The 23,437-nt window shown below is 69.0% G+C and carries 19 protein-coding genes and 2 tRNA genes; 11 read left to right on the forward strand and 10 right to left on the reverse strand.

Translation table 11 applies throughout. The features are described from left to right. Window position 1: 1 nt before the first annotated feature. Complete coding sequence (locus FFF93_RS14245; RefSeq protein WP_011693220.1) at window positions 2–679, forward strand: Crp/Fnr family transcriptional regulator; 678 nt, start codon at window positions 2–4, stop codon at window positions 677–679. Window positions 680–1,075: 396 nt separating this feature from the next. Here the strand turns inward: FFF93_RS14245 and FFF93_RS14250 are convergent, their stop codons facing one another. The 3 genes from FFF93_RS14250 to FFF93_RS14260 are packed head-to-tail and all read right to left on the reverse strand — an operon-like array spanning window position 1,076 to window position 2,765. Next, on the reverse strand, window positions 1,076–1,987 hold the full coding sequence (locus FFF93_RS14250; RefSeq protein ID WP_138768333.1) for an NUDIX hydrolase: 912 nt from the start codon (window positions 1,985–1,987) through the stop codon (window positions 1,076–1,078). A gap of 17 nt (window positions 1,988–2,004) precedes the next feature. Next, on the reverse strand, window positions 2,005–2,607 hold the full coding sequence (locus FFF93_RS14255; RefSeq protein ID WP_261375157.1) for a RidA family protein: 603 nt from the start codon (window positions 2,605–2,607) through the stop codon (window positions 2,005–2,007). Between the two features lie 2 nt (window positions 2,608–2,609). Beyond that, window positions 2,610–2,765 carry a DUF4177 domain-containing protein gene (locus FFF93_RS14260; protein ID WP_003797879.1) on the reverse strand — a complete coding sequence of 52 codons (156 nt, stop codon included), beginning with the start codon at window positions 2,763–2,765 and terminating at the stop codon, window positions 2,610–2,612. Window positions 2,766–2,802: 37 nt separating this feature from the next. Between FFF93_RS14260 and FFF93_RS14265 the strand changes: the two genes are divergently transcribed. The 5 genes from FFF93_RS14265 (at window position 2,803) to FFF93_RS14285 (ending at window position 10,287) form a co-directional block, all read left to right on the forward strand. After that, the gene (locus FFF93_RS14265; protein WP_138768332.1) at window positions 2,803–5,112 is read left to right on the forward strand and encodes a transglycosylase domain-containing protein; all 2,310 of its coding nucleotides are present in this window, start codon (window positions 2,803–2,805) and stop codon (window positions 5,110–5,112) included. 9 nt (window positions 5,113–5,121) lie between these two features. Beyond that, complete coding sequence (locus FFF93_RS14270; RefSeq protein ID WP_138768331.1) at window positions 5,122–6,069, forward strand: metallophosphoesterase; 948 nt, start codon at window positions 5,122–5,124, stop codon at window positions 6,067–6,069. A gap of 393 nt (window positions 6,070–6,462) precedes the next feature. Further along, window positions 6,463–8,280 carry an ABC transporter ATP-binding protein gene (locus FFF93_RS14275; RefSeq protein ID WP_138768330.1) on the forward strand — a complete coding sequence of 606 codons (1,818 nt, stop codon included), beginning with the start codon at window positions 6,463–6,465 and terminating at the stop codon, window positions 8,278–8,280. Next, on the forward strand, window positions 8,277–10,109 hold the full coding sequence (locus FFF93_RS14280; RefSeq protein WP_138768329.1) for an ABC transporter ATP-binding protein: 1,833 nt from the start codon (window positions 8,277–8,279) through the stop codon (window positions 10,107–10,109). Before FFF93_RS14275 ends, FFF93_RS14280 begins: the two co-directional genes overlap by 4 nt. A gap of 101 nt (window positions 10,110–10,210) precedes the next feature. Next, window positions 10,211–10,287: transfer RNA gene (locus FFF93_RS14285), tRNA-Pro, on the forward strand. 177 nt (window positions 10,288–10,464) lie between these two features. Here FFF93_RS14285 and FFF93_RS14290 read toward each other — a convergent pair. After that, window positions 10,465–10,683: a hypothetical protein gene (locus tag FFF93_RS14290; RefSeq protein WP_138768328.1), complete on the reverse strand. Its 219-nt coding sequence runs from the start codon at window positions 10,681–10,683 to the stop codon at window positions 10,465–10,467. Between the two features lie 130 nt (window positions 10,684–10,813). Here FFF93_RS14290 and FFF93_RS14295 point away from each other — a divergent pair, with 130 nt between their 5' ends. After that, a complete protein-coding gene (locus tag FFF93_RS14295; protein ID WP_138768327.1) occupies window positions 10,814–12,076 on the forward strand; it encodes a helix-turn-helix domain-containing protein in 1,263 nt (420 codons plus the stop codon). 94 nt (window positions 12,077–12,170) lie between these two features. On the opposite strand, the gene FFF93_RS14300 is transcribed toward FFF93_RS14295, so the two are convergent. Both FFF93_RS14300 and purD read right to left on the reverse strand, forming a co-directional pair. Beyond that, window positions 12,171–13,118, reverse strand: a complete 948-nt coding sequence (locus tag FFF93_RS14300; protein ID WP_138768326.1) for a phosphoribosylaminoimidazolesuccinocarboxamide synthase — start codon at window positions 13,116–13,118, stop codon at window positions 12,171–12,173. A gap of 2 nt (window positions 13,119–13,120) precedes the next feature. Beyond that, window positions 13,121–14,434 carry a phosphoribosylamine--glycine ligase gene (gene purD / locus FFF93_RS14305; RefSeq protein ID WP_138768325.1) on the reverse strand — a complete coding sequence of 438 codons (1,314 nt, stop codon included), beginning with the start codon at window positions 14,432–14,434 and terminating at the stop codon, window positions 13,121–13,123. 684 nt (window positions 14,435–15,118) lie between these two features. On the opposite strand from purD, the gene FFF93_RS14310 reads away from it, so the two are divergent. From FFF93_RS14310 to FFF93_RS14320, 3 genes are read left to right on the forward strand one after another with little or no spacing between them, the layout of a single operon-like run. Further along, window positions 15,119–16,699, forward strand: a complete 1,581-nt coding sequence (locus tag FFF93_RS14310; RefSeq protein ID WP_261375450.1) for a molybdopterin-dependent oxidoreductase — start codon at window positions 15,119–15,121, stop codon at window positions 16,697–16,699. A gap of 36 nt (window positions 16,700–16,735) precedes the next feature. Next, on the forward strand, window positions 16,736–17,752 hold the full coding sequence (locus tag FFF93_RS14315) for an asparaginase (RefSeq protein ID WP_138768323.1): 1,017 nt from the start codon (window positions 16,736–16,738) through the stop codon (window positions 17,750–17,752). A 4-nt stretch (window positions 17,753–17,756) separates the two neighbouring features. Next, complete coding sequence (locus FFF93_RS14320; protein ID WP_138768322.1) at window positions 17,757–18,191, forward strand: sterol carrier family protein; 435 nt, start codon at window positions 17,757–17,759, stop codon at window positions 18,189–18,191. 42 nt (window positions 18,192–18,233) lie between these two features. On the opposite strand, the gene FFF93_RS14325 is transcribed toward FFF93_RS14320, so the two are convergent. After that, window positions 18,234–18,995, reverse strand: a complete 762-nt coding sequence (locus FFF93_RS14325; protein WP_138768321.1) for an SDR family oxidoreductase — start codon at window positions 18,993–18,995, stop codon at window positions 18,234–18,236. Between the two features lie 140 nt (window positions 18,996–19,135). On the opposite strand from FFF93_RS14325, the gene FFF93_RS14330 reads away from it, so the two are divergent. After that, window positions 19,136–20,092 carry a CHAD domain-containing protein gene (locus FFF93_RS14330; RefSeq protein WP_138768320.1) on the forward strand — a complete coding sequence of 319 codons (957 nt, stop codon included), beginning with the start codon at window positions 19,136–19,138 and terminating at the stop codon, window positions 20,090–20,092. A gap of 80 nt (window positions 20,093–20,172) precedes the next feature. Here FFF93_RS14330 and selB read toward each other — a convergent pair whose 3' ends face one another. From selB to FFF93_RS14345, 3 genes are all read right to left on the reverse strand, one after another. Further along, entirely contained in the window at window positions 20,173–21,969 is a 1,797-nt protein-coding gene (gene selB / locus FFF93_RS14335) for a selenocysteine-specific translation elongation factor (protein WP_186372167.1), read from the reverse strand. Window positions 21,970–21,972: 3 nt separating this feature from the next. After that, a complete protein-coding gene (gene selA, locus FFF93_RS14340; RefSeq protein ID WP_138768318.1) occupies window positions 21,973–23,304 on the reverse strand; it encodes an L-seryl-tRNA(Sec) selenium transferase in 1,332 nt (443 codons plus the stop codon). A gap of 35 nt (window positions 23,305–23,339) precedes the next feature. After that, window positions 23,340–23,434 (reverse strand) — tRNA-Sec (locus FFF93_RS14345). Window positions 23,435–23,437 lie beyond the last annotated feature (3 nt).

The raw sequence follows: 23,437 nt of genomic DNA on the forward strand, positions 1-23,437 counted from the left end.
CATGGATATCGAGGTATTGCGCCGCGCACCCCTTTTCGCCACGCTCGACGACGAGGCGTTCCGTCTGCTGACGGACGAACTCACCGAGGTGGACCTCTCACGCGGAGCCTCGGTTTTCCGGGAAGGCGACCAGGGCGACCAGCTCTACTTCATCGTCTCCGGCAAGGTAAAACTCGGCCGCACCTCCCCCGACGGTCGCGAGTCCCTCCTCGCCATCCTCGGCCCGGGCGAACTCTTCGGCGAAATGGCTTTGTTTGACCCGAGCCCGCGCACCGCCACGGCGACCGCAGTCTCTGAAACCCGCCTGGCCGGGCTGAAGAACGAGAGCCTCAACGCCTTGCTGCGCACCCGCCCGGAGGTGTCCGCACAGCTGCTTCAGGCCCTGGCCCGCCGCCTGCGCCGCACCAACGATTCCTTGTCCGACCTCGTCTTCTCCGACGTCCCGGGCCGCGTCGCCAAGGCCCTGCTGGACCTGGCGGACCGCTTCGGCCGTCCCGCGACCGACGGCGTCCTCGTAGCCCACGAGCTCACCCAGGAAGAGCTCGCCCAGCTGGTCGGCGCCTCCCGCGAGACAGTCAACAAGGCCCTCGCCGAATTCGTCCAGCGCGGCTGGCTGCGCCTGGAAGCCCGCGCCGTCGTGATCCTCGACATGCAGCGCCTGCGCCAGCGTTCCCGCTAAGGGTTCCGCAACACGTCCGAAAACCACACAGGGCCGGTCCGTAACAACGGGCCGGCCCTCTGATTTTCGCGGCAGCTACCTCCGGACATGCCCATCCCTGCACGCCAGGGATGGACATATGCCCACTATGTCCATAGCCCGGCTCGAACAATGAGCATGCCCAGCAACGAGTTCCCGTCCCGACGAGCATGTCCATTGCCCGGCTCGAACGATGAGCATGCCCAGCAACGAGTTCCAGTCCCGACGGGCATGCCCATTGCCCGGCTCGAACGATGAGCATGCCCAGCAACGAGTTCCCGTCCCGACGGGCATGTCCATTGCCCGGCTCGAGCGATGAGCATGCCCGGTGGCAGGTCACGTCAGGAGTCCCCACAGCCCCGGGTCGCCCCGTGACGGTCAGCGTTCCCGCTGGGGTTCCCCGGCGACGGTCTTGGCGGCCTCGACTTCGAGCATCAACTGGCCGTCCTCCTCCACCAGGGTCGGCTGGTAGGCGTGTGCCGTGCGCTTGTAGCTGAGGTAGGCGATGCAGCCGTTGGCGGCCGCCATCTTCTCGAGCATGATCTCCGAGCCCGGCACCAGGAGTTGGCCCAGCTTCAGGCCTACGGTGTTCGGCTGGCCCACCTCGTCGCCGAGGGCGGTGGTGTCACGTTCGGCGATGACCTTGCGGACGCACACCCAGCGACCCCAGATGCCCTTGCTGGCCAGCAGCGACGGCTGCTGGTTCATCGGGACGGTCGCGGCAAAGTACCGGGTGTTGAAGCGGCGGTGCGAGAAGTCCGGGCTGAGCCAGTTCACCAGCGGCTTCAGCAGGTCGGTACGCAGCGAAAGTCCGCGCTTGGCCAGCACGTCGGTGAAGGATTTCTCCTGATCGGCCACTGCCTCCCGGGCGCGCATCCACTCGGCCGTGGAGGTTCCCTCCACCGTGGTGGACAGGTCCGGACCGGCCAGCAAAATACCGGTCTCCTCGAACAGCTCGCGGATTGCGCCCACCACGTGGCGGCGCGCCAGGCCGACGTCGGACGTCCCCATCTTTTCGGCCCAGTACTGCGGCGCGGGACCGAGCCAGCCGACGGCGTCGTCGTCGGTCGCCTCCAGCGAGCCGCCGGGAAAGGCGAGCACCCCCAGCGGCGAGGAGCCCGGCCGGTAACCGAGCCACGTTTCCAGGCCGGTGGGCGAGTCCCGCAGCAGGACCACGGAGGAGGCGTAGCGGGGGGCGCGCGGGGTCCGCTCGCCGTGTTCAAGCCAACTACGGGCTGCCCCCTCAAGATCCGGGGGGAGGACGAACAGGCGTCGTGCTAAGTGCGGCAAGGGAAACGACCGGCCTTCTAGGCGAATTCGGCGATCAGTTCTACCTCGACCGGAGAGTCGAGCGGCAGAACGGCAACGCCGACGGCGGAACGTGCGTGCTGGCCGGCGTCGCCAAGGACCTTGCCCAGGAGTTCGGACGCGCCGTTGATGACACCGGGCTGGCCGGTGAACGAAGGGTCGGAGGAGACGAAGCCGACGACCTTGACGATCCGCGTGATGCGGTCCAGGTCGCCGATCACGCTTTTGACCGCCGCCAGCGCGTTAACGGCGCAGACCTCGGCGTAGCGCTTGGCGGCTTCCGGGGACACGGTCGGCTCGTCCGAGGTGCCTTCGGTTCCGGAGGAGACTTTGCCGGTGGCTTCGAGCTTGCCGTCGATGAACGGCAGCTGGCCCGAGGTGTAGACATGGTTGCCGGAGATGACAGCGGGGACGTACGCGGCCACCGGAGCGGCCACGGCGGGAAGCGCCAGGCCAAGCTCGGCGAGGCGCTGTTCGACGGCGGACGACGCGCCGGTGCCTACGGCATTTTCGTCGGTTGCCACGGCGCTTTCGGCACCGTTTACGGGGCTGTTTGTAGCGCCGAGGCCGGCGCCCGGAGCGGCCGCTTCAGGGGTGCTCATGGCTACTGCTTCTCCCGCTTCAAGTAGGCAACCAGGCCGTTTCCATCGGGGCCCGGAACAACCTGGACAAGCTCCCAGCCGTCGTCGCCCCACTGATCCAGGATCTGCTTGGTAGCGTGGATAATGAGCGGAATCGTGGCGTACTCCCATTTGGTCATGAAGTAAAGCCTAGTCGTTGCCGGTAAAGTGGAAAACATGGCGACTGGTAAGAACCCTTTATTCGACACGGCCACCACCCTCGGAAAGATCATTCTTTTCCTGGGCGTGAGCGCCATTTGTGGTGTGCTCGTGGCCGGACTGCTGGTCCCCGCGGCCGCCCTGTCCGGCAACAGCGCCAGCGGGTCGATTAAATTCTTTGAGACCCTGCCGGCGGAGTTGCAGGTCGATCCGCCGAGCCAGTCCACCACCATCCTGGCTGCCGACGGCAGCGTGATCGCGAGCCTCTTCTCGGAAAACCGGACCCGGGTGTCGCTGGATAAGATGTCGCCGTACATCAAAGACGCGATCGTCGCCATTGAGGACAGCCGCTTCTACGAGCACGGCGGCGTGGACACCACCGGCATCCTGCGCGCCCTCGTCAGCACCGCCCGCGGCAACAAGCAGGGCGCGTCGACCATCACGCAGCAGTACGTCAACAACGTCATCAACTCCTCGCTGGAGTCCGAGGGCAAGGGCGACCAGGTCCTCCTCAACGGCGTCAACAAGGGCGTCGGGGACAAGCTCCGCGAGATGAAGCTCGCCATCGCACTGGAGAAGAAGTTCACCAAGGAGCAGATCCTTGAGGGCTATCTGAACATTGTCTTCTTCAACCGCGACGCCTACGGCATCGAGGCCGCTTCGAAGTTCTTCTTCAGCACCACCGCCAAGGACCTCACCCTGCCGCAGGCCGCATTGCTGGCCGGCGTGGTCAACAGCCCGTCCTTCTATGACCCGATCACCAACCCGGATAACGCCAAGGCGCGCCGGAACCTGGTGCTCAAGGCAATGCTGACCCAGGGCAAGATCAAGCAGGCGGAGTATGACGCCGCCGTGGCCACCCCGGTGCAGACCAAGGTCACCCAGGCCAAGCAGGGCTGCGCGTACGCCGCCACGGCGCCGTACTTCTGTGACTATGTGCTGCACCTGCTGCTGAACAACCCGGCCTACGGGGCCGACGCCGACGCCCGCAACCGGAAGATCTTCCGCGGCGGCCTGACCATCAAGACCACGCTGGACCCGAATGCCCAGGCCGTCGCCCAGGCGCAGGTGGATGCTTCGGCCGGAGCGAACCCGGACAAATGGGGCGCCGCCCTGGTCTCGGTCCAGCCGGGCACCGGCAAGATCATCAACATGGCTCAAAACACCGTGTGGTTCCCCGCCCCGGGAAAGTTCAACACGGAGCTGAACTTCAACGTCGACAAACTCGATGAGAAGGGCAACGACATCAACGGCCTCGGCGGCGCCCAGCCGGGCTCCACGATGAAACCGTTCACCTTCGCCGAGTGGCTGACCGAGGGCAAGTCGATGAACCAGGTGCTCAACGGGGCCGTGCGGAAGTACCCGCTGAACTTCAAGTGGCGGAACTCCTGCGGCGTGACCACCGGCGCCTACAACACCGCAGAAAAGGACCTCGGTGCGGCGGACGACCTCCAGAACGCCGAGGAAGACTGGTACAGGCCGCTGACCGTCCTCGAGGGTCTCTACAACTCGATCAACACGATCACCTTCGCCTCTGCCGCCCAGCTGGACTTCTGCGGCATCCAGAAGATCGTTGACTCCGTCGGCCTGCACTCCGGCCTTCCCGCGGTGGACAAGGACGGCAAAGTCACCGATCCGAACCCGAAGATCAACATGTTCACGACGTCCAACCTGCTGGGTGCGACGCAGACCTCCCCCCTGTCCATGGCCAGCGCGTTCGCGACCTTCGCCAACGACGGGAAGTACTGCGAGCCGATCGCCATCACCTCGGTCACGGACCAGAACGGCGCGAAGCTGCCAGCGCAGGCCACCAACTGCCGGGACGCCATCAAGCCAGAGGTCGCCCGGGGCGTCAACTACGCGCTGCAGGAAGTCCTGAACCGGGGTTCCGGCGCCCTGATCAAGCCGAGGATCTCGACCCGCACCAACTTCCCGATCGCCGCGAAGACCGGTACCTCGAATAACAACGAGTCCACCTGGGTGGTCGGCCACACCCGGGGTCTGGCGACGGCCTCCTGGTTCGGCGATCCGCTGGGCGACCAGCGCCGTCCGGGCCAGAACATCACCATCAACGGACAGTTCTACAAGGGCATTGACGGTTACATGATCGCCGGTCCGCAGTTCTCGAACTTCATGGCCCAGGTGGCCCCGGCCTGGGGCACGGACCCGTTCCCGGCCCCGCCGTCGAACATGGTCACGGGTCCGGTCACCGCCCCGGCTCCTGTCCCTGTCCCGAGGACGACGACGGCGCCGACCCAGGCACCGGCGCCCACCGACAGCCCTGCGCCGTCGGCCCCGCCGACCAATCCGCCGGGCCAGAAGAAGTAAGGGTTGCCGATGGCCCCCGCCAACACACTGGCTAGCCGCGCCCGAAGCATCGGGCGCGGCTTTGCCGTAACCGCCGCCGTCGGAGCAGCCGCAGGGACCGCCGCGGCCGGCTACGGGCTGTGGGAGAAGAACCAATTCGTCCTCAGGGAGGAAAGTCTCCCGATCCTGCCGCCCGGCTTCGGGCCATTGCGCGTGCTGCACCTGAGCGACATCCACTTCGTGCCGGGCCAGCGCCGCAAGGCCGCTTGGCTCGCGTCCCTCGCCGGACTCGAACCGGATCTGGTGGTCAACACCGGGGACAACCTCAGCCACCCCAAGGCCGTGGAACCTGTCCTCGAAGCCCTACGGCCGCTGATGGCTTTCCCGGGCGTCTTCGTTCCCGGCTCCAACGACTACTATGCCCCCGGTTTCAAGAACCCTGCAGCCTACTTCCGGGGCCCCTCGGGGCGTCCGAAGAAGCCGGTAGAGCTGGACTGGCCAAGGCTGCGGGCGGGTTTCGGAATGGGCGGCTGGGTGGATCTCACGAACCGCTGCCAGTCGCTGGTGATCAAGGGCCTGCGCGTCGACTTCTCCGGAGTGGACGATCCGCACCTGCGCCTCGAACGCTACGCCGGCTGGCCCCGCGGCACCAGGGGCCAGGATGCCAAGCCCCATCTCCGGGTCGCCGTCGCGCACGCCCCCTACCAGCGCGTGCTGGACCACTTCACCGAGGACGCCGCAGACCTGCTCCTGGCCGGACACACCCACGGCGGGCAGATCTGCGTCCCCGGCTACGGGGCGCTGGTGTCCAACTGCGATCTGCCCACTTGGCGTGCCAAGGGCCTGCACGACTGGGAAAGCAAGGGTCGGACGACGCCGGTGAACGTCTCCGGCGGCATCGGCAGCTCGCGCTTCGCTCCGGTTCGGATCGCCTGCAAGCCCGAGGCCGTACTGCTCACCCTGACCGCCCGGAGCTGAGCCGGCGGGCTCCCCATGCGCCCGCTTCGGAGGGACATGCCCATCTCCGAGACCAAGATTCCATGGGACATGCCCAGTCTTCACGCCGAGCGATGGACATAACGGCATCATGCCCATCCCCCGCATCCAGGGATGGGCATGTCCCTACGTGTGGTTCGCGAAGAATGAGCATGCTCCCCTGAGCGGCCAGAAGTATGGGCATGTCCCCCAAGCACGCTGGCCGGGTACCTGGCCGCCCCCGCACCCGGGCCATTGCGGAACATAATTACTGGGCCAGATTGCGGAACGGACCGATATCCTGTGAACCGGGTCACGAAATGGCCTAGGGTAGTTGCTACAGGAAACTACATCCAGTTGCGTAATTCATTCCGCAGTTGCAGTAAAGAAGCAGGCATGGCCAAGCAGACACCGTTTTTCACATCAATCAGTCGTCTTTATCCGCACGTCAGGCCGATCATGCCGCGGCTTGTCATGGGCCTGGTCTCTGCCTTGATGGCCAGCATTGTCGCCCTGGCCATCCCCCAGGTCCTGCGGGTCCTGATCAACGACTGGCTGAGGCCGGGCGGGAGCAGCCAGGCCGTCTGGATCGCCTCCGGGGTGATCCTCGTCCTGGGTATCGCCGAAGCCGGGCTGGTGGCGCTGCGCCGCCAGTTCGTCATCAACCCGGCCACCACGGTGGAAACCCGGATGCGCGTCTCGCTCTATGACCACCTGCAGGACCTGACCGTGTCCTTCCATGACCGCTGGGGCTCCGGACAACTGCTCTCACGCGCTATGACGGACCTGAACTTCCTCCGGCGCTGGATGGCGTTCGGGGCGATCATGCTTGTGGTCACCACCCTGACGGTAGTGATCGGCGTCGTCGTGATGTTTGCCATGAGCTGGCAGCTGGCGCTGATCTTCCTGGCCGCCGCCGTGCCGATCATGATCTACGGCTTCCGCTTCCGGACCCGCTTCAGCAAGGTGGCCCGCCGCAGCCAGGACCAGGCCGGGGACCTCGCCACCACGGTCGAGGAATCCGTCCACGGCATCCGCGTGCTCAAGGCCTTCGGACGCAGCCGCGAGGCGCTGGAAAACTTCAACGAACAGGCCGAGGAACTGCGCCAGACCGAAATTGTGAAGGCCAAACACCTGGCCGCCTTCAGCCTCGTCGTCACGCTGCTGCCCGAGCTGGCCCTCGGCGCCGGGCTGGTCGTCGGCATCATGCTTGCGGCAGGCGGGGAGCTGAGCATCGGGTCACTCGTGGCGTTCTTCGCCACCGCCGCCGTGATCGCCACGCCGGTGGAGTTCTGCGGAATGCTGCTCGCCATGGCGCTGACCGCCAAGACCGCGGTGGACCGGCATTTTGAGGTGATGGACTCCGTCAACACCATCACCAGCCCGCCGCAGCCGCGCCGGCCCGCGGAGCTCAAAGGCGCCCTGGCCTTCCGCCACGCCACCTTCGCCTTCGAGGACGCCCCGGACAAGCCCATCCTCAAGGACATCTGCCTGGACATCCGGCCCGGCGAGACCATGGCCCTGGTGGGCATCACCGGCAGCGGCAAGAGTGCCCTGCTGCAACTGGTGCCGCGCCTGTTCGAGGCGACGGCGGGCTCGGTCACGATCGATGGCGTGGACCTGCGCGATTTCAGCGTCGAGGAACTGCGCACCGTCGTCTCCGTGGCCTTCGAGGACACCACACTCTTTTCCAGCTCCGTGCGGGACAACGTGCTGCTCGGCGTCCGGGACGAGGAGTCGCAGGAGCGCCGGGAGGAGATCCTGGCGGAGGCGCTGGACACTGCCCAGGCGCATTTCGCGTACTCCCTGCCCGAAGGCCTGGACACGCTGATCGGCGAGGAGGGCCTGAGCCTGTCCGGCGGCCAGCGGCAGCGCATCGCCCTGGCCCGGGCCGTCGCCGCCAGGCCGAAGGTGCTGGTCCTGGACGACCCGCTGTCGGCCCTGGACGTCAACACCGAGGAGCTGGTGGAAGCCCGGCTCCGGGAGGTCCTCGCGGACACCACCACCCTGCTCGTGGCCCACCGGCCCTCCACCGTGGCCCTCGCCGACCGGGTGGCGCTGCTGGAGGACGGCCGGATCACCGCCGTCGGAACCCACACCGAACTCCTCGCGGAAAACAGCCACTACCGCTACGTGATCGCCAGCCTGGACCCGGAACCGCGGGACCTGGACTCCGAACTGTCTGCCCTCGAGGCCGAGGAGGTGTCCCGATGAGCACGGCCACCTTCGGCACCGCCAACGAGGACAACGCACACCTGTCCAAGTCCGACAGCCGGGCCGTCCGGCGCCGCTCCCTGGCGCTGCTCGGCTCGCTGATCCGTCCCGTCCGCCGGCGCTTCTGGCTCACCATCGCCGCCGTCGTCCTGTCCCAGGCAGCCCGCGTGGCCGGCCCGGCGCTGATCGCATTCGGGATCGATCACGCGCTGCCGGCCCTGCGCGCCGGCGACAGCCTCCCGCTCATGCTGGCCGGCGCCGCGTACCTCGCCGCGGCCGTCGCGACGGCGGGCCTCACGGCCCTGTATGTGACTTCGACCGCCCGCCTGAGCCAGGCGATGCTGCTGGACCTGCGTGTGCGGGTCTTCCGCCAGACCCAGCGGCTGAGCCTGGAGTTCCACGAGAAATACACCTCGGGCCGAATCATCGCCCGGCAGACGTCGGACCTCGAGGCACTGCGCGAACTGCTCGACTCCGGGGTCAGCTCGCTCGCGTCCGGGATGCTGTTCATGATCTTCACCGCCGTCACGGTGTTCGCACTCGACTGGCGCAGCGGGCTGCTGGTGCTGGCCGCCGGCGTGCCGATGTATTTCCTGGCCCGCTGGTACCAGAAGCACTCCGAGATCGCGTTCCGCGAGTCGCGCGTCGTCTCGGCCAGGCTGATCGTGCACTTCATCGAGACAATGACCGGGATCCGCGCCGTCAAGGCCTTCCGCAAGGAGCGCCAGAACGCCGAGCGGTATGCGGAGCTTTCGGAGGACTACCGCAAGGTCACCGTCCGCTCGATCAACCTCAACGGCATCCTCCAGCCCGGCCTGGTCCTGATCGGGAACGTCTGCGTCGCCGTCGTCCTGCTCACCGGCGGCTTCCGCGTCCTCTCCGGCGAACTCGCCGTGGGCGTGCTGCTGGCACTGATCCTCTCGGCGAAGCGCTTCTTCCAGCCGGTCGACCAGATGGCCATGTTCTACAACTCCTTCCAGAGCGCGCAGGCGGCGCTGGAGAAGGTCTCCGGGCTGTTAGAGGAGGTGCCCACCGTCCGGCCGCCGGAGCACCCCGTGGCCCTGCCGCAGGCGGAGGGCCGCATCGGCTTCGAGCACGTCGAGTTCCGCTACGGCGACGGCCCCGTCGTCATTCCCGCCCTGGACCTGCACATTCCGGCCGGCCAGACGGTCGCCCTCGTGGGCCAGACCGGCGCCGGCAAGTCAACCCTCGCCAAGCTGATCGCCCGCTTCTACGACGTCTCCTCCGGTTCGCTCACGCTCGACGGCGTGGACCTGCGGCAGCTCACGACGGCGGACCTGCGCCGGAACGTCGTGATGGTCACCCAGGAGGCGTTCCTGTTCAGCGGATCCGTGGCGGACAACATCGCCCTGGGCCGGCCTGAGGCCTCCCGCCAGGAGATCGAGGACGCCGCGAAGGCCGTGGGCGCCCACGGCTTCATCACCGCGCTTCCGGACGGCTACGACACCGAAGTCAACAAGCGCGGCGGCCGCGTCTCCGCCGGCCAGCGCCAGTTGATCAGCTTTGCCCGGGCCTTCCTGGCACGGCCTGCGGTGCTGATCCTGGATGAGGCCACGTCCTCGCTGGACATCCCGTCCGAACGGCTGGTCCAGGCCGGCCTGGCGAGCCTGCTCCGGGGCGTGAGCTCCGGCGAGGCCGGCCGCACGGCGTTGATCATCGCGCACCGGCTCTCCACCGTGGAGACCGCCGACCGCGTGCTTGTGGTCCACGACGGCCGCGTGGTCGAGGACGGCACGCCGGCGGAGCTGATCGGCGGGGGCGGCCGCTTCGCCAAGCTGCACGGGGCGTGGAAGGACTCGCTGGTCTGAGTCCGACGCATGCGGCGGCGCGCTCTCCCTGTGACAGCCCCGAATTCGCATCCGGGGCCCGAATCGGATACTCTTGTGAAGTTGCTTTTGAAGTAACGGATCGGGATGTGGCGCAGCTTGGTAGCGCGCGTCGTTCGGGACGACGAGGTCGCAGGTTCAAATCCTGTCATCCCGACCAGTCAAAAGAGGGTCTTCCATTCGGAAGGCCCTCTTTTGTGTTTGCGGAGTCAGCTCGCAGTCCGGTCACCCGGCCACCCGGGCACCCGCCGCCGGAGCAGCGGATGGCGGTTCCGGGCAATAAAACAGCCCCGTGACACCTTTCGGTGCCACCGGGGCCGTTCGCTGAGCGTTTTGGTTACATCGGGTCGGGCCAGTTGCCGACGTTCGTGGAGTAGGTCATCGGGTCGGGCCAGTTGCCCACGGCCGTGGCCGTACGCATGGGGTCGGGCCAGTTGCCAACGGCGGTGATGTTGGTGGTATCGGCGATGGAACCTGCGGACAGAACGGCCGGAGCCGCTGCGGAGAAAGCCAGGGCGCCCGCGAGAACCGCGCCGGCTGCAATCTTCTTCAACATAGAGTTCCTCAATTTTGAGTCGTAGTCGTTACCAAGTCAGCACTGCCCTTGTTGACATACATTGTAAAATGTTTTCCACAGAGAGTGTCAAGCATTTAGTACATGAAGTGTCCGGAATGAGGTGGTATCCGTGGGGAACGGATTCGGGGAGAAACTCCGCGCGGAACGGCTGGAACGTGGGCTCACGCAGGCGGAACTGGGGAAGGATCTCTACTCGCCCAGCTACATCTCGCTGCTCGAAACCGGCCGCCGGGAACCAACCGCGGATGTCATCGAGGAGCTCGCCCGGCGGCTTGAGCTGGCCCCCAAGGCCCTCGAAGCGTGGAGCCAGCCGGTTTCCGTCAGCGACGCCGAATACGTACTGGCCGGACTGTACGCCCGCCAGGCCTGGGACCTCCGGGACTACCCGCTGGCCGCGGTGCATGCGGCGGCCGCTGCTCAGATCGCCCTCGAGGCGAAAAACACCAGCGCCTGGTGGAACATGACCTATATGCAGGCTGAATGCATGATCAAGCAGGGCATGTGGGCCGACTGCAGGGCGATCGTGCAGCGCCTGCTGGACCATCCGATGGCCGCCGAATCCGCCGGCCTTGGAGTCCGTGCCCGGCAGATGCTCGCCGCGGCCGCGCAGGGCCAGGGCCAGCTGACGGCAGCGGTGGAGCAAGCCCAGGAAGCCGTGCGGCTCTGCTCCCAGCTGCCCAAGGGCTCGACGCTCATCATCGGTGCGCTGCGCGCGCTAATCGGTGCCCTGGCCGAGAGCGGGCGGCTGGACGAAGCCTGGAAGTACTGCCAGGACATGAACGAGCAGATGGACGAGCAGTCCATGTCACAGCTGGCCGGCGAAGTAGCCTGGGTGGTCGGAAACGTCGCCTTCATGCGGCATGACTACGCCGAGGGCATCAAGTACCACGAGAAGGCCGCCAAGCTGCTCTCCCCCGCGAACGACATTGATCTTTGGGCCCGGTTCAACAAGGCCTCCGCCGCGGTGCGCCTCTCGTCCGGGATCGTCGAACCGGAAACCCTGTCCTCCATCGAGCGCGCCGAACTGGCCCTCTCAATTGTGGGCGGCAACAAGACGGACCACCTGGAGGTTGCCTTTATCCGGGCGCGCTGGCTGTACCTCACGGGCGACATCGTGGGCGCCGTGCAGAAGCTGCGCGAGATCCACGCCGAGCGGGACGTGCTGGCCAAACACACCGCCGGCGAAGTCTCGCTCCTGCTGGGTAAGGCGCTCAAGGCCGCCGGCGAGTCCGAGGAGGCCCTCGTGTACCTGGAGGAAGCGCAGAAGGAGTTCAGCGCGGCCGGCGCCTCGGACCGGGTCCAGCAGGCCATGGATGCCGTGCTGGAAATCCGGCTGGCCCAGCGCCGCGCCGCGGCAGCCGCCGGCACCTGACCGCAATCAGCAGGCACTGAGCCGCGGCGGCCGGCGGCCGGGTCCCGAAGCACCGGCCGCCGCGGCTCGGGCACACCGCCCCGGCGCCGGCGCCTCAGGCGAACGTACGCCCGGTGAGCAACTCGAAGGCCTCGACGTAGCGGCTGCGGGTGCGGGCGACGACGTCGGCAGGCAGCGCCGGCGGCGGCGTGTCGGAGGCCTTGTCCCAGCCGGACTCCGCGGACGTCAGCCAGTCGCGAACGTACTGCTTGTCGTAGGACGGTTGCGCCTGCCCCGGCTTGTAGGTGGCGGCGTCCCAGAAACGCGAGGAGTCCGGTGTCAGGACCTCGTCGCCGAGGGTGATGACGCCCGTCGCGGTGTCGATGCCGAACTCCACCTTGGTGTCAGCCAGGATGATGCCGCGGTCCCGGGCGATCTCCTCGGCCTTGGTGTAGATCTCCAGGGTCAGTTCGCGGAGCCGGCCTGCGATGTCCTCGCCCACCAGCTCCACCACGTCCTCGTAGGTGATGTTCTCGTCGTGCTCCCCCACCTCGGCCTTGGCGGAGGGGGTGAAGATGGCGTCGGCGAGCCGGGACCCGTCGACGAGGCCGGGCGGCAGCGGGATGCTGCAGACAGTGCCGGATTCCTTGTATTCCGCCAGCCCGGACCCCGTCAGGTAGCCGCGGGCGATGCATTCCACCGGGAACATCTCGAGCTTCTTGCAGATCATGGCGCGGCCCTCTACGGCGGCGGGGACGCCGCCGTCGACCGTTGATGCGAGCACGTGGTGCTCCACACCGAGCTGCTCGAACCACCACAGGCTCAGCTGGGTGAGGATGCGGCCCTTGTCCGGGATCTCGCTGGCGAGGACGTGGTCGAAAGCGCTGATACGGTCACTGGCCACCACCAGGACGCACTCGTGGCCGAAGCGCTCCGTGATGGAGGAGTCGGCCGGAATGTAGAGGTCGCGGACCTTTCCGGAGTAGACGTGCGTCCAGCCGGGCAGGTCCAGCGTCTCGGTGTCGAGGCCGCCTGCGGGCAGGGAGGATTCAGTCGCGTTCACGATCAAGCCTTCGCTTTCGCCGCAGCGGCGGCCGCGCCGGGGGCCGTCACCTTGATTTCGCCGCGGGCGGCCTTGCCGCCGATGTCGGTACGGAACTGGCCGCCGTCGAGCTGGACCAGTTCGACGCCGTCGTAGGCCCGCTCACGTGCCTCCACGAGGTCGGTCCCGAGCGCCACCACGGCGAGGACGCGGCCGCCGGCGGAGACGACTTTGCCCTCGTCGTCGAGTTTGGTGCCGGCATGGATGACATGCACGCCCTCGATCGCCTCGACCTTCTTGAGGCCGCGGATCCGGTCCCCCGTCCGCGGCGTCCCCGGATAGTTTTCGGCGGCGACGACGACGGCGACGGCCGACTCCTTGGACCAGCGCAGCGGCTGGACCTTGTCCAGTTCGCCCTTGGCGGCGGCCATCAGCAGGCCGCCGAGCGGCGTCTTGAGCCGGGCCAGGACGGCCTGGGTCTCCGGGTCGCCGAAGCGGACGTTGAACTCGATCACGCGGGTGCCGCGGGACGTCAGGGCGAGGCCGACGAAGAGCACGCCGACGAACGGGGTGCCGCGGTGCGCCATCTGGTTGACGGTGGGCTGCGCAACCCGGTCGATGACCTCCTGCACCAGGCCTTCGGGGGCCCAGTCCAGCGGGGTGTAGGCGCCCATGCCGCCGGTGTTGGGCCCCTCGTCGTTGTCGAAGATGCGCTTGAAATCCTGCGCCGGGGACAACGCCACCGTGGTGCGGCCGTCGCACAGGACGAAGACGGAGACCTCGGGGCCGTCGAGGAATTCCTCGATCACCACGGTGCCGCCGGCGTCGAAGCAGCTCTGCGCGTGGGCCAGCGCCTCGTCCCGGTCGCGGGTGACGACCACGCCCTTGCCGGCGGCGAGCCCGTCATCCTTGACGACGTACGGCGCGCCGAAGGTGTCCAGCGCGTCGGCAGCTTCAGCGGCGTTGGATGCCACCCGGGCCATCGCGGTGGGCACGCCGGCCTCGGCCATGACCTCTTTCGCGAAGGCCTTGGAGGCCTCAAGCTGGGCGGCGGCCTTGCTGGGCCCGAAGACGGGGATTCCGGCCTCGCGGACGGCATCTGACACGCCTGCGGCGAGCGGGGCTTCGGGTCCCACCACCACGAGGTCGACGGCGAGCCTCGTGGCCAGGGCGGCGACGGCGTCGGGGTCATTCGCGTCGATGGCGTGGGTGGGGACCAGCTTGCCAATGCCGGCGTTGCCCGGGGCCGCGTGGACCTCGGAAACATTCGGGTCGGCGAGCAGGGATCGGACAATGGCGTGTTCGCGGCCGCCGGGGCCGATGACAAGTACCTTCACAGTTCCCAAGGGTACGTGGTGGACCCTGCAGGCTCCTAAGCTGTGACCGCCGGCCGGAGTTGGCCTGCCTTCGGCCCCTTGACCCGGGGTTCCGACGGACATGCCCATCCTTCGGGCCCGGCCCCGCCTACACGACATGCCCTCCCAGGCTCGGGTCCCATCGGACATGCCCAGCCCACGCCGCAGCCACTGGACATAGTGCGTATATGTCCACTCCTCATGCCCAAGAATGGACATGCCCGTCCCTGCGGCCCGTGGATCCCGGGTTCCGACGGACATGCCCATCCTTCGGGCCCGGCCCCACCGGACATGCCCGTTCCAAGCCGGAGCCACTGGACATAGTGCGTATATGTCCACTCCTCACGCCCCAGGATGGACATGCCCGTCCCTGCGGCCCGTGGACCCCGGGTTCCGGCGGACATGCCCATCCTTCGGGCCGGGTCCCACCGGACATGCCCAGTCCTCGCCGCAGCCACTGGACATAGTGCGTATATGTCCAATCCTCACGCCCAGGGATGGGCATGTCCGCCGCAATGCACCGCACGATCCACGAGACATCCCCACTCCCCGACGCGCCCGATCGCCCGGGCGGTCAATCCGCGGCCCGCGCCGCTCCGAACACCCTGTATGACGACGCCCAGCACCCCGAAGCCCGGCACCACCCCCCAGGGCACGAACCAGCGCATGCACCAGCGCAGGAAGCGCCTGCTGTCAGGGCCCGTAGCCCTCGCAGCGCTGGCCGGGGTGGTCTCGGCCGCCGTCGTGCTGGCCGTCGCGGAACTACTCGGCGCCTTCTTTACGGCCCGCGCGACGCCGCTGATTGCCCTCGGCTCGACGTTCATTGACTTCACCCCGCCGTGGATGAAGGACTTCGCCATCGCTACGTTCGGCACGAATGACAAGGCCGCCCTGTTCGCGGGCATGGGCCTGACCATCCTGCTGCTGGCGTGTGTGCTCGGTGTCGTGGCCTATCGCAGGTGGGCCCTCGGTGTGGCCGGGGTGGTCCTGATGGGCACGGTGATCGTGGCCAGCGTGGTGACCCGGGCCAGCGTTAAGCCCCTCGATGCCATTCCTTCGCTGATCGGCACGGTGGCCGGCCTCATTGTGCTCCGGCTCCTGATCACCAGGCTGTGGCGGATGCGGGAATGGCCTGAGGTGGCCTCGGACCGCGGCGCCAAGGAACCGGAACGACCCGCCACCAGCCGCCGCGCCTTCTTCACCGCCACCGGCATCACTGCAGTGGCGGCCGCCGCCGCGGCAACCGGGGGACGGCTCCTGAGCGCCGCCCGCAGCAATGTGGCGCAGGCCCGTGACGCCCTCAAGCTTCCCGCCCCGGCCAGGCCAGCCGCCGCCGTGCCCGCCGGCGTCCAGTCCAAGGCACCCGGTGTCACCCCCTGGCTGACCCCAAACAAGGATTTCTACCGGATCGACACCGCCCTCAGCGTGCCGGAAATCAACGTCCAGGACTGGGAACTGCGGATCCACGGCATGGTCGAACAAGAGGTGCGGCTCAGCTTCCAGGACCTCCTGGATGCCCAGCTGATCGAATCCCACGTCTCGCTGACCTGCGTCTCCAACCCGGTGGGCGGGAACCTGGCCGGCAACGCCAAATGGCTGGGCATGCCCATCCGTGACGCGCTCAAGAGGGCCCGGCCCAAGGAGGGTGCCGACATGGTGCTCTCCACCTCTGTCGACGGCTTCAGCGCCTCCACGCCGCTGGAGGTCCTGCAGGACGACCGCGACGCGATGCTGGCGATCGGCATGAACGGCGAGGCCCTTCCGCTGGAGCACGGCTACCCGGTCCGGATGGTGGTCCCCGGGCTGTATGGCTTCGTCTCGGCCACCAAATGGGTGGTCGATCTCGAGGTGACGCGGTTCGCGGACAACAAGGCCTACTGGACCCAGCGCGGCTGGTCCGAGCGCGGCCCGATCAAGACCATGGCCCGGGTGGAGGTCCCCAAGTCCTTCGCCAAGGTCGCCGCCGGGAAAGTCGCGATCGGCGGCACGGCCTGGGCGCAGACCCGCGGCATCACGAAGGTGGAGGTCCAGATCGACAACGGCCCGTGGACCGAGGCGGTGCTGTCGGCCGAGGCCTCCGTGGTGACCTGGCGGCAGTGGTCCTTCGACTGGGAGGCGACCCCCGGCCCGCACTACATCAAGGCGCGCGCCACCGACGGCACCGGCGAGGTACAGACGGACAAGCGGGCCGATCCCGTACCCGACGGCGCCTCCGGCTGGCAGTCCGTGATGGTCACCGTGGAGTAACCGGGCCGGGCCGGCATCGCACCATAGAATTGCAGCATGCCTTCGAACCCGCATGCCACCTTCACTGTTGAGTCCGCCGTCGAACTGGCAGTCATAGAACGCAGCGGTTTCATCGAGTCCCGGCACATCGGCTCCGCCGTCGTGCTGTCCGCGGACGGCAACGTCGTCACCGAACTCGGCGACATCACCACCCCGATCTACGCGCGCTCCACGCTCAAGCCGCTGCAGGCCCTGGCGTCCATGCAGTCCGGTGTGCCGCTGCGCGGCGCGCAGGTGGCGATCGCGTGCGGAAGCCACGTCGGCTCCCTCGACCACATGGACGTGGTCGAAGGCATGCTGAAGGCGGCCGGCGTCAAGGAAGCCCAACTCCAGTGCCCGGCCGCGTGGCCCGAGGACGAGACGGCCCGGACCTGGCTGGTCCAGACGGAACGCGGGAAGTCCCGGCTGGCCTTCAACTGTTCGGGAAAGCACGCGGCTTTCCTCTGGGCCTGCACCGAGAACGGCTGGGATACCCACAGCTACCTCGAACCGAACCACCCCCTGCAGCAGCGGATCCGCTCCGTGATCGAGGAGTACTGCGGCGAGCGCATCGCCCACCTCGGCATCGACGGCTGCGGCGCTCCGGTGGCGGCCGTCTCCCTCACCGGCCTCGCCCGGGCCTACTCCCGCCTGGCCAAGGCCCCCGGGGACAACAATTCCAACGCCCGCGCCGCCACGATCGCCACGTCCATGCTGGACTACCCGTGGGCCGTGCAGGGCCGGGGGCAGGCGAACACTATTGTCATGGACGAGCTGGGAATCATCGCCAAGATCGGCGCCGAGGGGGTGCTGGTGATGGCCACCCCGCAGGGCGTCTCGGTGGCGATCAAGGTCCTTGACGGCAACATCCGCGCCACAACCCTGGTGGGCCTGACCCTGCTGGCGGCCGCGGGCGCCGTCGAGGTTCCGGAAGTCTCCAGCGTGCTGGAAAAGGTGGTGGACCCGGTCCTGGGCGGCGGCCGGCAAGTCGGCAAGATCCGCCTCGGCCACGCCGTCTCGGCGCTGCTGGACTAGGCCCGTGGCAGTGCAACGGCGCCGGATCCCGGTGGACGAGGGCCGCGCCGCCCTGGCCGCGTGGCGCGACGCCCAGGCGCCAGCGTCAGCGTCAGAAGTGCCAGCGTCAGAAGTGCCAGCGTCAGAAGTGCCGGCGTCCGGGGTGCCCGCCGTCTCGCGCAACACGCTCGCGACGGCGGTGCGCTACACCCTCGAGGAAGTCACCGCCCGGGCGCCCGGCAACTCGGTGGAGGTCCGGGTGCCGCCGTTCGGCGTCACCCAGTGCGTGGAGGGCCCGCGGCACACCCGCGGCACTCCCCCGAACGTCATCGAGTGCGACGCCGCCACCTGGCTGGCGATGGTGACCGGCCGACTGGACTGGGCGGACGCGGTCGACGCCGGCACGGTGGCCGCGTCCGGGCTGCGGGCCGACTTGTCCGGGCTGCTGCCGCTTTTTTAGCGGGCCATGACGCCGGCCAGCAGCCTGCCCGGCGGCAGGGCCTCAGCCGCGGCCGATGAACGGCATCCCGGCTGCGGTAATCACGATCGACCCCACGCTCGCGGACGCGGGCATGCCGGCCATCAGCAGCACGGCGCGGGCAGCGTCCTCGACCGGGAACGTCGGCTCCACCCGGCGGCTGCCGTCGGCCTGGAGCGCGCCGTCGCCAACACCGATCTCATTCATCAGGTCCGTGGCGGCGTTGCCGATGTCGATCTGGCCGCAGCTGATGCCGAAGCCTCGGCCATCAAGATCGATGCTCTTGGTCAGCCCGGTCATCGCATGCTTAGTGACCGTGTACGCAACGGTCCGTGGCCGGGGCGAATGCGCCGCGATGGAACCGTTGTTGATGATCCGGCCGCCCTGCGGCGACTGCGCCTTCATGGCCCGGACGGCGGCGGCGGCGCAGAGCAGGGAACCGGTCAGGTTCACCGCCACCGTGGCGTCCCAGTCGGCGACGCTGATCTCGTCCACCGAGGCCTCGGGGCCGAACATCCCGGCGTTGTTGAACAGCACGTCCACCCGGCCCCACTGCTCCAGGGTGACGGCGAAGAGCCGTTCCACGTCGGCCGGGCGTGTAACGTCGCAGGGAAACGCGAGCGCCTGCGCGTGGCCGGCCCCGGTCGCCAGCAGCGGCTCCTCACGCCGGCCGGCTAAAACGACACGGTAGCCTTCGGCCAGCATGAGCCGGGCCACCGCCCGCCCGATCCCGGAACCCGCTCCGGTCACGACCGCGACCCGGCCAAGGTGGTGCTGGTGCGTCATGTGGGGCTCCTGGGGTGGCGTGGCTGTTCCGGTCCCGGACAGCCTATGCCGAGATGACACTCCGCGGCAGTGCCGGAGACAAACATTGCCGTGATCTGCCATCTCGCGTCAGGGCCTTGCGCCAAGAAGTAGAGTGAAGCGTGGCAACCACCGCGGGCGAGGCCTTGCTGGCTTACCTAGGCCAGCAGCTCGCTGAGTTGCGCCAGCAGGCGCCCGGGGTCCGGTCCAAACAACCGGAAGGCGTCCATCAGATGCGTGTTGCGGCCCGCCGCCTCCGCTCCCTGCTGGCCTCGGGACGGCCGTTGTTCGACGACGGCGCCGTGGAACCGCTCCGGGACGAACTGCGCTGGCTCTCGGGGCTGCTGGGCGCGGCCCGGGATCCGGGGGTGGTCCGCGAGAGGCTGGCGACCCTGCTCGCCCAGGAGCCTGCGGCGTTGCGCGGCATTTCCGGAGCTTATGGCCCGGCTGCCACCCGGATCGACGGGGAGCTCGACGCCCTGGCCGCGGCGGGATTCGACGCGGTCCTCGAGGCGCTCGGAAACGAGCGCTATGTCCAGCTGCTGGCGGATCTGGAACGGTTCCTCACCGACGCTGCGCTGTCACCGACGGCCGCCGGAGATCCCGGGGCGAGGTTCGGCAAGCTCGTGGCCAAGGACCGGCGGCGGTTACAGCGCGCCGTCACAGCGCTTCCTGCAAGGGCAGACGACGGCGGGACCCGGGATGCGGGCCTGCACGAGGTCCGCAAGGCGGCGAAGCGGCTGCGCTACTCAGCCGAACTGGCCGCCTCACTGCCCAAACGCACCGGGAAGACGCACGCAGGCAAGAGGCGGCGCAGGACCGCCAAACGGACCGCGAAGTCCGCGCGGAAAATCCAGCAGTTGCTGGGCCTGCACCAGGACAGCGTGGTGGCGCGGCAGCGGCTGGCGGAGCTGGCCCGCCGGGCCCAGGACCGCGGCGAGAACGCCTTCACGTACGGACGGTTGCACGCGAAGGAGGAGGGCCTGGCGGCCGCCGCCGAGCGGGACTTCTTGGAGTTCTGGGACTCGTCCTCCCGGCCGGCGCTGGGCGGGTTGAGGACAAAGCAGTCACCCAGCTAGCGGCCCATCAGGTGCTGCCCGCCGCCCGGGAAAACGCGGCACGGACTGCGCGGCCGGTCGCCCAGGTTTAGCGCCCGCGGTCAGCGCACTACCGAGCGGTGGCCGGCATCCAAGCGCCGGGTCCAACCGCGCGAGTCAAGATGCTCCAGCAGCGGAACCGCGATCCGGCGGGTAGTGTCCAGCGCCTGACGCGCCTGGCTCGTAGTGAACGGCTGCTCAAGGCCGGCCAGCGCACGCATGGCAAGGGCCGGCGCCGAAGGCAGCAGCACCACCCCGTCGCGCAACCGCAGCAGGCGGCCCGCCCGTTCGGCGGCAGCCAGCTCCCGGGCGCCCAAGCCCAGCGCGGTCAGGTCGTCGGCTTCCGGGGCGTGGAACGGGGCCGCGGAAAGCCGGCGCTCCAGCTCAGCGACGGCGGGCTCGGCGGCGCCGAGGTCGGCGCGGCTGCCGGGCACCCGGATGTGTCCGGCGTCGGCCTCCAGCGTCGCGGCGTCGATCACGTGCGGCAGCAGCCGTTCGTCCGGCAGGCCCAGCAGGCCGGTCGCGGCCCCCATGGAGAGCCCGGGGGCCAACGGGTCCCGTTGCCGCAGCTCCTCGACGGCCGTCCGCAACCGCTGCTGCCACGCCTCGCGGACGGGAGCGTGCACCCACCAGTCCCCCATGACATGGATGTCGTCGAACCCTGCGGGGTCCTGACCGGTCAGCAGCCCCAGCCGCCTCAGGTGCTCCTCCCGGACCGCACCGCGGGCCGCGACCGCGCCGGCGAGGTCGCCTGCGGGGTCCATCGCGGCGAGCCGCCGCGCCCACTTGGCCCCGTCGCCGCGGCGCACCAGTTGGGGCGGGTCGGCGTCGAGGATGCGGGCGCCGCCCAGGACGGAGTGACGCCCGGGATCCCGCAGCACCAACCGGTCCCCCAGCACCAGGGGCAGGGCCCGGTCGAGGACCAGGCGTGCAAGGTCGGCGCCGAAGGGACGCAGCCGGGCCGGGACAGCGGCTGTTCCCACATGCACCATGATGTTCTCCGGCACCTCCGTGTACTCCAGGCCCGAGGCGCGTTGGATGCCGACGACGGCGGTGGTGGGCCAGGCGTCCGGGGTCACCAGCACGTCGCCCCGGCGGATCTCGGCGGGGCCGACGTCGCGGAGGTTCAGGGCCACCCGGCTCACCGGTTCCACCGAGGTCCGCGCGGTGTCGCAGCTTTGCAGCCCGCGGATGGCCACCGGCCGCTCGGTGGCGTCCCCCAACAGCATCAGCCGGTCGCCGCGGGCCAGGGTTCCGGCGGCGAGGGTTCCTGTCACCACTGTCCCGGAGCCGGTGATCGTGAAGGACCGGTCCACCCAGAGCCGCACTCGGCCGGTCAGGGTTGGCGCCGGCACCCGGGCGAGGACGTTGTCGAGCGCGGCGCGCAGGTCGTCCAGCCCGGCGCCGTCAATGGCGCAGACGGCGACGGCGGGAGCGTCGCGCAGGCCTGTTCCGGCCAGCTCGGCGCGGGCCCTGGCGAGGACCTCGGTGCGGTGTTGCTCCGTGGCCCGGTCGGACCGGGTCAGGACGATCACGCCGTGCTCGATGCCAAGGGCCGCGACGGCGTCGCGGTGGTCACTGGACTGCGCCTGCCAGCCTTCGTCGGCTGCGACCACGAAACAAACTACGGGCGCCGGACCGATACCGGCGAGCATGTTCCCGAGGAACCGTTCGTGTCCCGGGACGTCGACGAAGGCCACGTCGCGGCCGGAGGGCAGCGTAGTCCACGCATAGCCCAGGTCGATGGTCAGTCCGCGGCGGCGTTCCTCTTCCCACCGGTCCGGTTCCATCCCCGTGAGGGCGCGGACCAAGGTGCTCTTGCCGGAATCAACGTGCCCGGCCGTGGCGATGACGTACATAATTCAGGCTGCGCCCCCGGCGTCGGCCACCGCAAAACGTGCCTGGGCTTGGCGGACTGCGTCAAGGATCCGGTCGTCGTCCGCGGCGGGCACGCAGCGTAAGTCGATCAGGCAGGCGCCGTCGTGCACGCGCGGAAGCACGGCCGGGCTGCCGGTACGCAGCGGCCCGGCGAGCCGCTCCGGCAGCCGCAGGGCCCAACCCGGCAGGGGCACGCCGGGGGCGCCGCCGCCGCCGACCCTGCCGTCGTGGGCCACGACCTCGACGCCGAGGGCCGCGGCGAGCCTGTCGGTGCGCCGGCGCAGCTCCCCTACGTCGGCGTGCAGGGCCTGGGACACGGGCGTGGCCCCGCCGGTGAGGGTGGCTTCGAGGGCGGCGAGGGCGAGTTTGTCGGCGCGGACCGCCCGGGCCAGGGGATGCCGGGCCAGCCGCTCGATGATGTCCTTACGGCCCAGCAGCAGGCCCGCCTGGGGGCCGCCCAGCAGTTTGTCGCCGCTGGCGATGACGACGTCGGCTCCGGCCAGCAGCGCGGAGGTCACGTCCGGCTCGTCCGGCAACAGGGGGTCGTGCGTCAATAGTCCGCTGCCGAGGTCGGCCACCAGGGGCACGCCGTCGGACACGGTCAGCCGGCTCAGTTCGGTCAGCGGCACGGCGGAGGTGAATCCGTCGACCCGGAAATTGCTGGGGTGCACCTTGAGCACGCACCCCGTCTGCGGCCCCAGGGCGTCCGCGTAGTCGGCCAGGTGCGTCCGGTTCGTGGTGCCGACCTCCCGGAGCACAGCGCCGGTGGACTCCATCAGGTCCGTAAGGCGGAAGCCGGCGCCGATCTCGACCAGTTCGCCGCGGCTCAGGACCACGTCCTTGCCGGCCGCCAGGGCGGTGGTGGCCAGGACGAGTGCGGCCGCTCCGTTGTTGACCACCAGCGCGGCCTCCGCCGCTGGGCAGGCGGCAAGCAGGGCCGCCCGGGCGCCCGCTCCCCTGCTGGAGCGGCTGCCGTCCCGAAGGTCGAGTTCGACGTCGACGTAGCCGCTGGCGGCGACGAGGGCTTCCTTGGCGGCGTCCGAGAGCGGCGCGCGCCCGAGGTTGGTGTGGACAATGACGCCGGTGGCATTGAGCACGGGCCGCAGGGTGGTTGCCCGGCGGCCGTTCACCGCCGCCGTCAGCGTCGGTTCCACCAGTTCGGGGGCCAGCTCGCCGCGCCGGGCCCGGTCCTGGACGTCCCGGATCAGCTCGCGGATGACGTGGCCGCCGAGCCGCCCGGCGGCCTCCCGGACGGCGGCCAGGGCAAGCAGGTCGTTCGTCCGCGGAATGAATCGCCGGGGGTCGGTCTGGTCCACGGTCCTCCTCGGCCGGCGGCAGTGACGCCTGAAGTTGGCGGTGGCGGACGGGAATCGAACCCGCCAGGCCGAGATGCTCGGCCGCACCGGTTTTGAAGACCGGGGGGCCCACCAGGACCCGGACGCCACCGCG

This window comes from Arthrobacter sp. KBS0702 (assembly GCF_005937985.2).
Lineage (GTDB): Bacteria > Actinomycetota > Actinomycetes > Actinomycetales > Micrococcaceae > Arthrobacter.

What these genes read in the sequence shown, in the direction of transcription:
- FFF93_RS14270 (WP_138768331.1), top strand. Translation starts at nt 5,122, where the DNA reads ATGGCCCCCGCCAACACACTGGCTAGCCGCGCCCGAAGCATCGGGCGC.
- FFF93_RS14280 (WP_138768329.1), top strand. Translation starts at nt 8,277, where the DNA reads ATGAGCACGGCCACCTTCGGCACCGCCAACGAGGACAACGCACACCTG.
- FFF93_RS14245 (WP_011693220.1), top strand. Translation starts at nt 2, where the DNA reads ATGGATATCGAGGTATTGCGCCGCGCACCCCTTTTCGCCACGCTCGAC.
- FFF93_RS14310 (WP_261375450.1), top strand. Translation starts at nt 15,119, where the DNA reads ATGCACCAGCGCAGGAAGCGCCTGCTGTCAGGGCCCGTAGCCCTCGCA.
- FFF93_RS14260 (WP_003797879.1), bottom strand. Translation starts at nt 2,765, where the DNA reads ATGACCAAATGGGAGTACGCCACGATTCCGCTCATTATCCACGCTACC.
- FFF93_RS14315 (WP_138768323.1), top strand. Translation starts at nt 16,736, where the DNA reads ATGCCTTCGAACCCGCATGCCACCTTCACTGTTGAGTCCGCCGTCGAA.
- FFF93_RS14255 (WP_261375157.1), bottom strand. Translation starts at nt 2,607, where the DNA reads ATGAGCACCCCTGAAGCGGCCGCTCCGGGCGCCGGCCTCGGCGCTACA.
- FFF93_RS14275 (WP_138768330.1), top strand. Translation starts at nt 6,463, where the DNA reads ATGGCCAAGCAGACACCGTTTTTCACATCAATCAGTCGTCTTTATCCG.
- FFF93_RS14325 (WP_138768321.1), bottom strand. Translation starts at nt 18,995, where the DNA reads ATGACGCACCAGCACCACCTTGGCCGGGTCGCGGTCGTGACCGGAGCG.
- FFF93_RS14290 (WP_138768328.1), bottom strand. Translation starts at nt 10,683, where the DNA reads ATGTTGAAGAAGATTGCAGCCGGCGCGGTTCTCGCGGGCGCCCTGGCT.
- selB (WP_186372167.1), bottom strand. Translation starts at nt 21,969, where the DNA reads ATGTACGTCATCGCCACGGCCGGGCACGTTGATTCCGGCAAGAGCACC.
- FFF93_RS14265 (WP_138768332.1), top strand. Translation starts at nt 2,803, where the DNA reads ATGGCGACTGGTAAGAACCCTTTATTCGACACGGCCACCACCCTCGGA.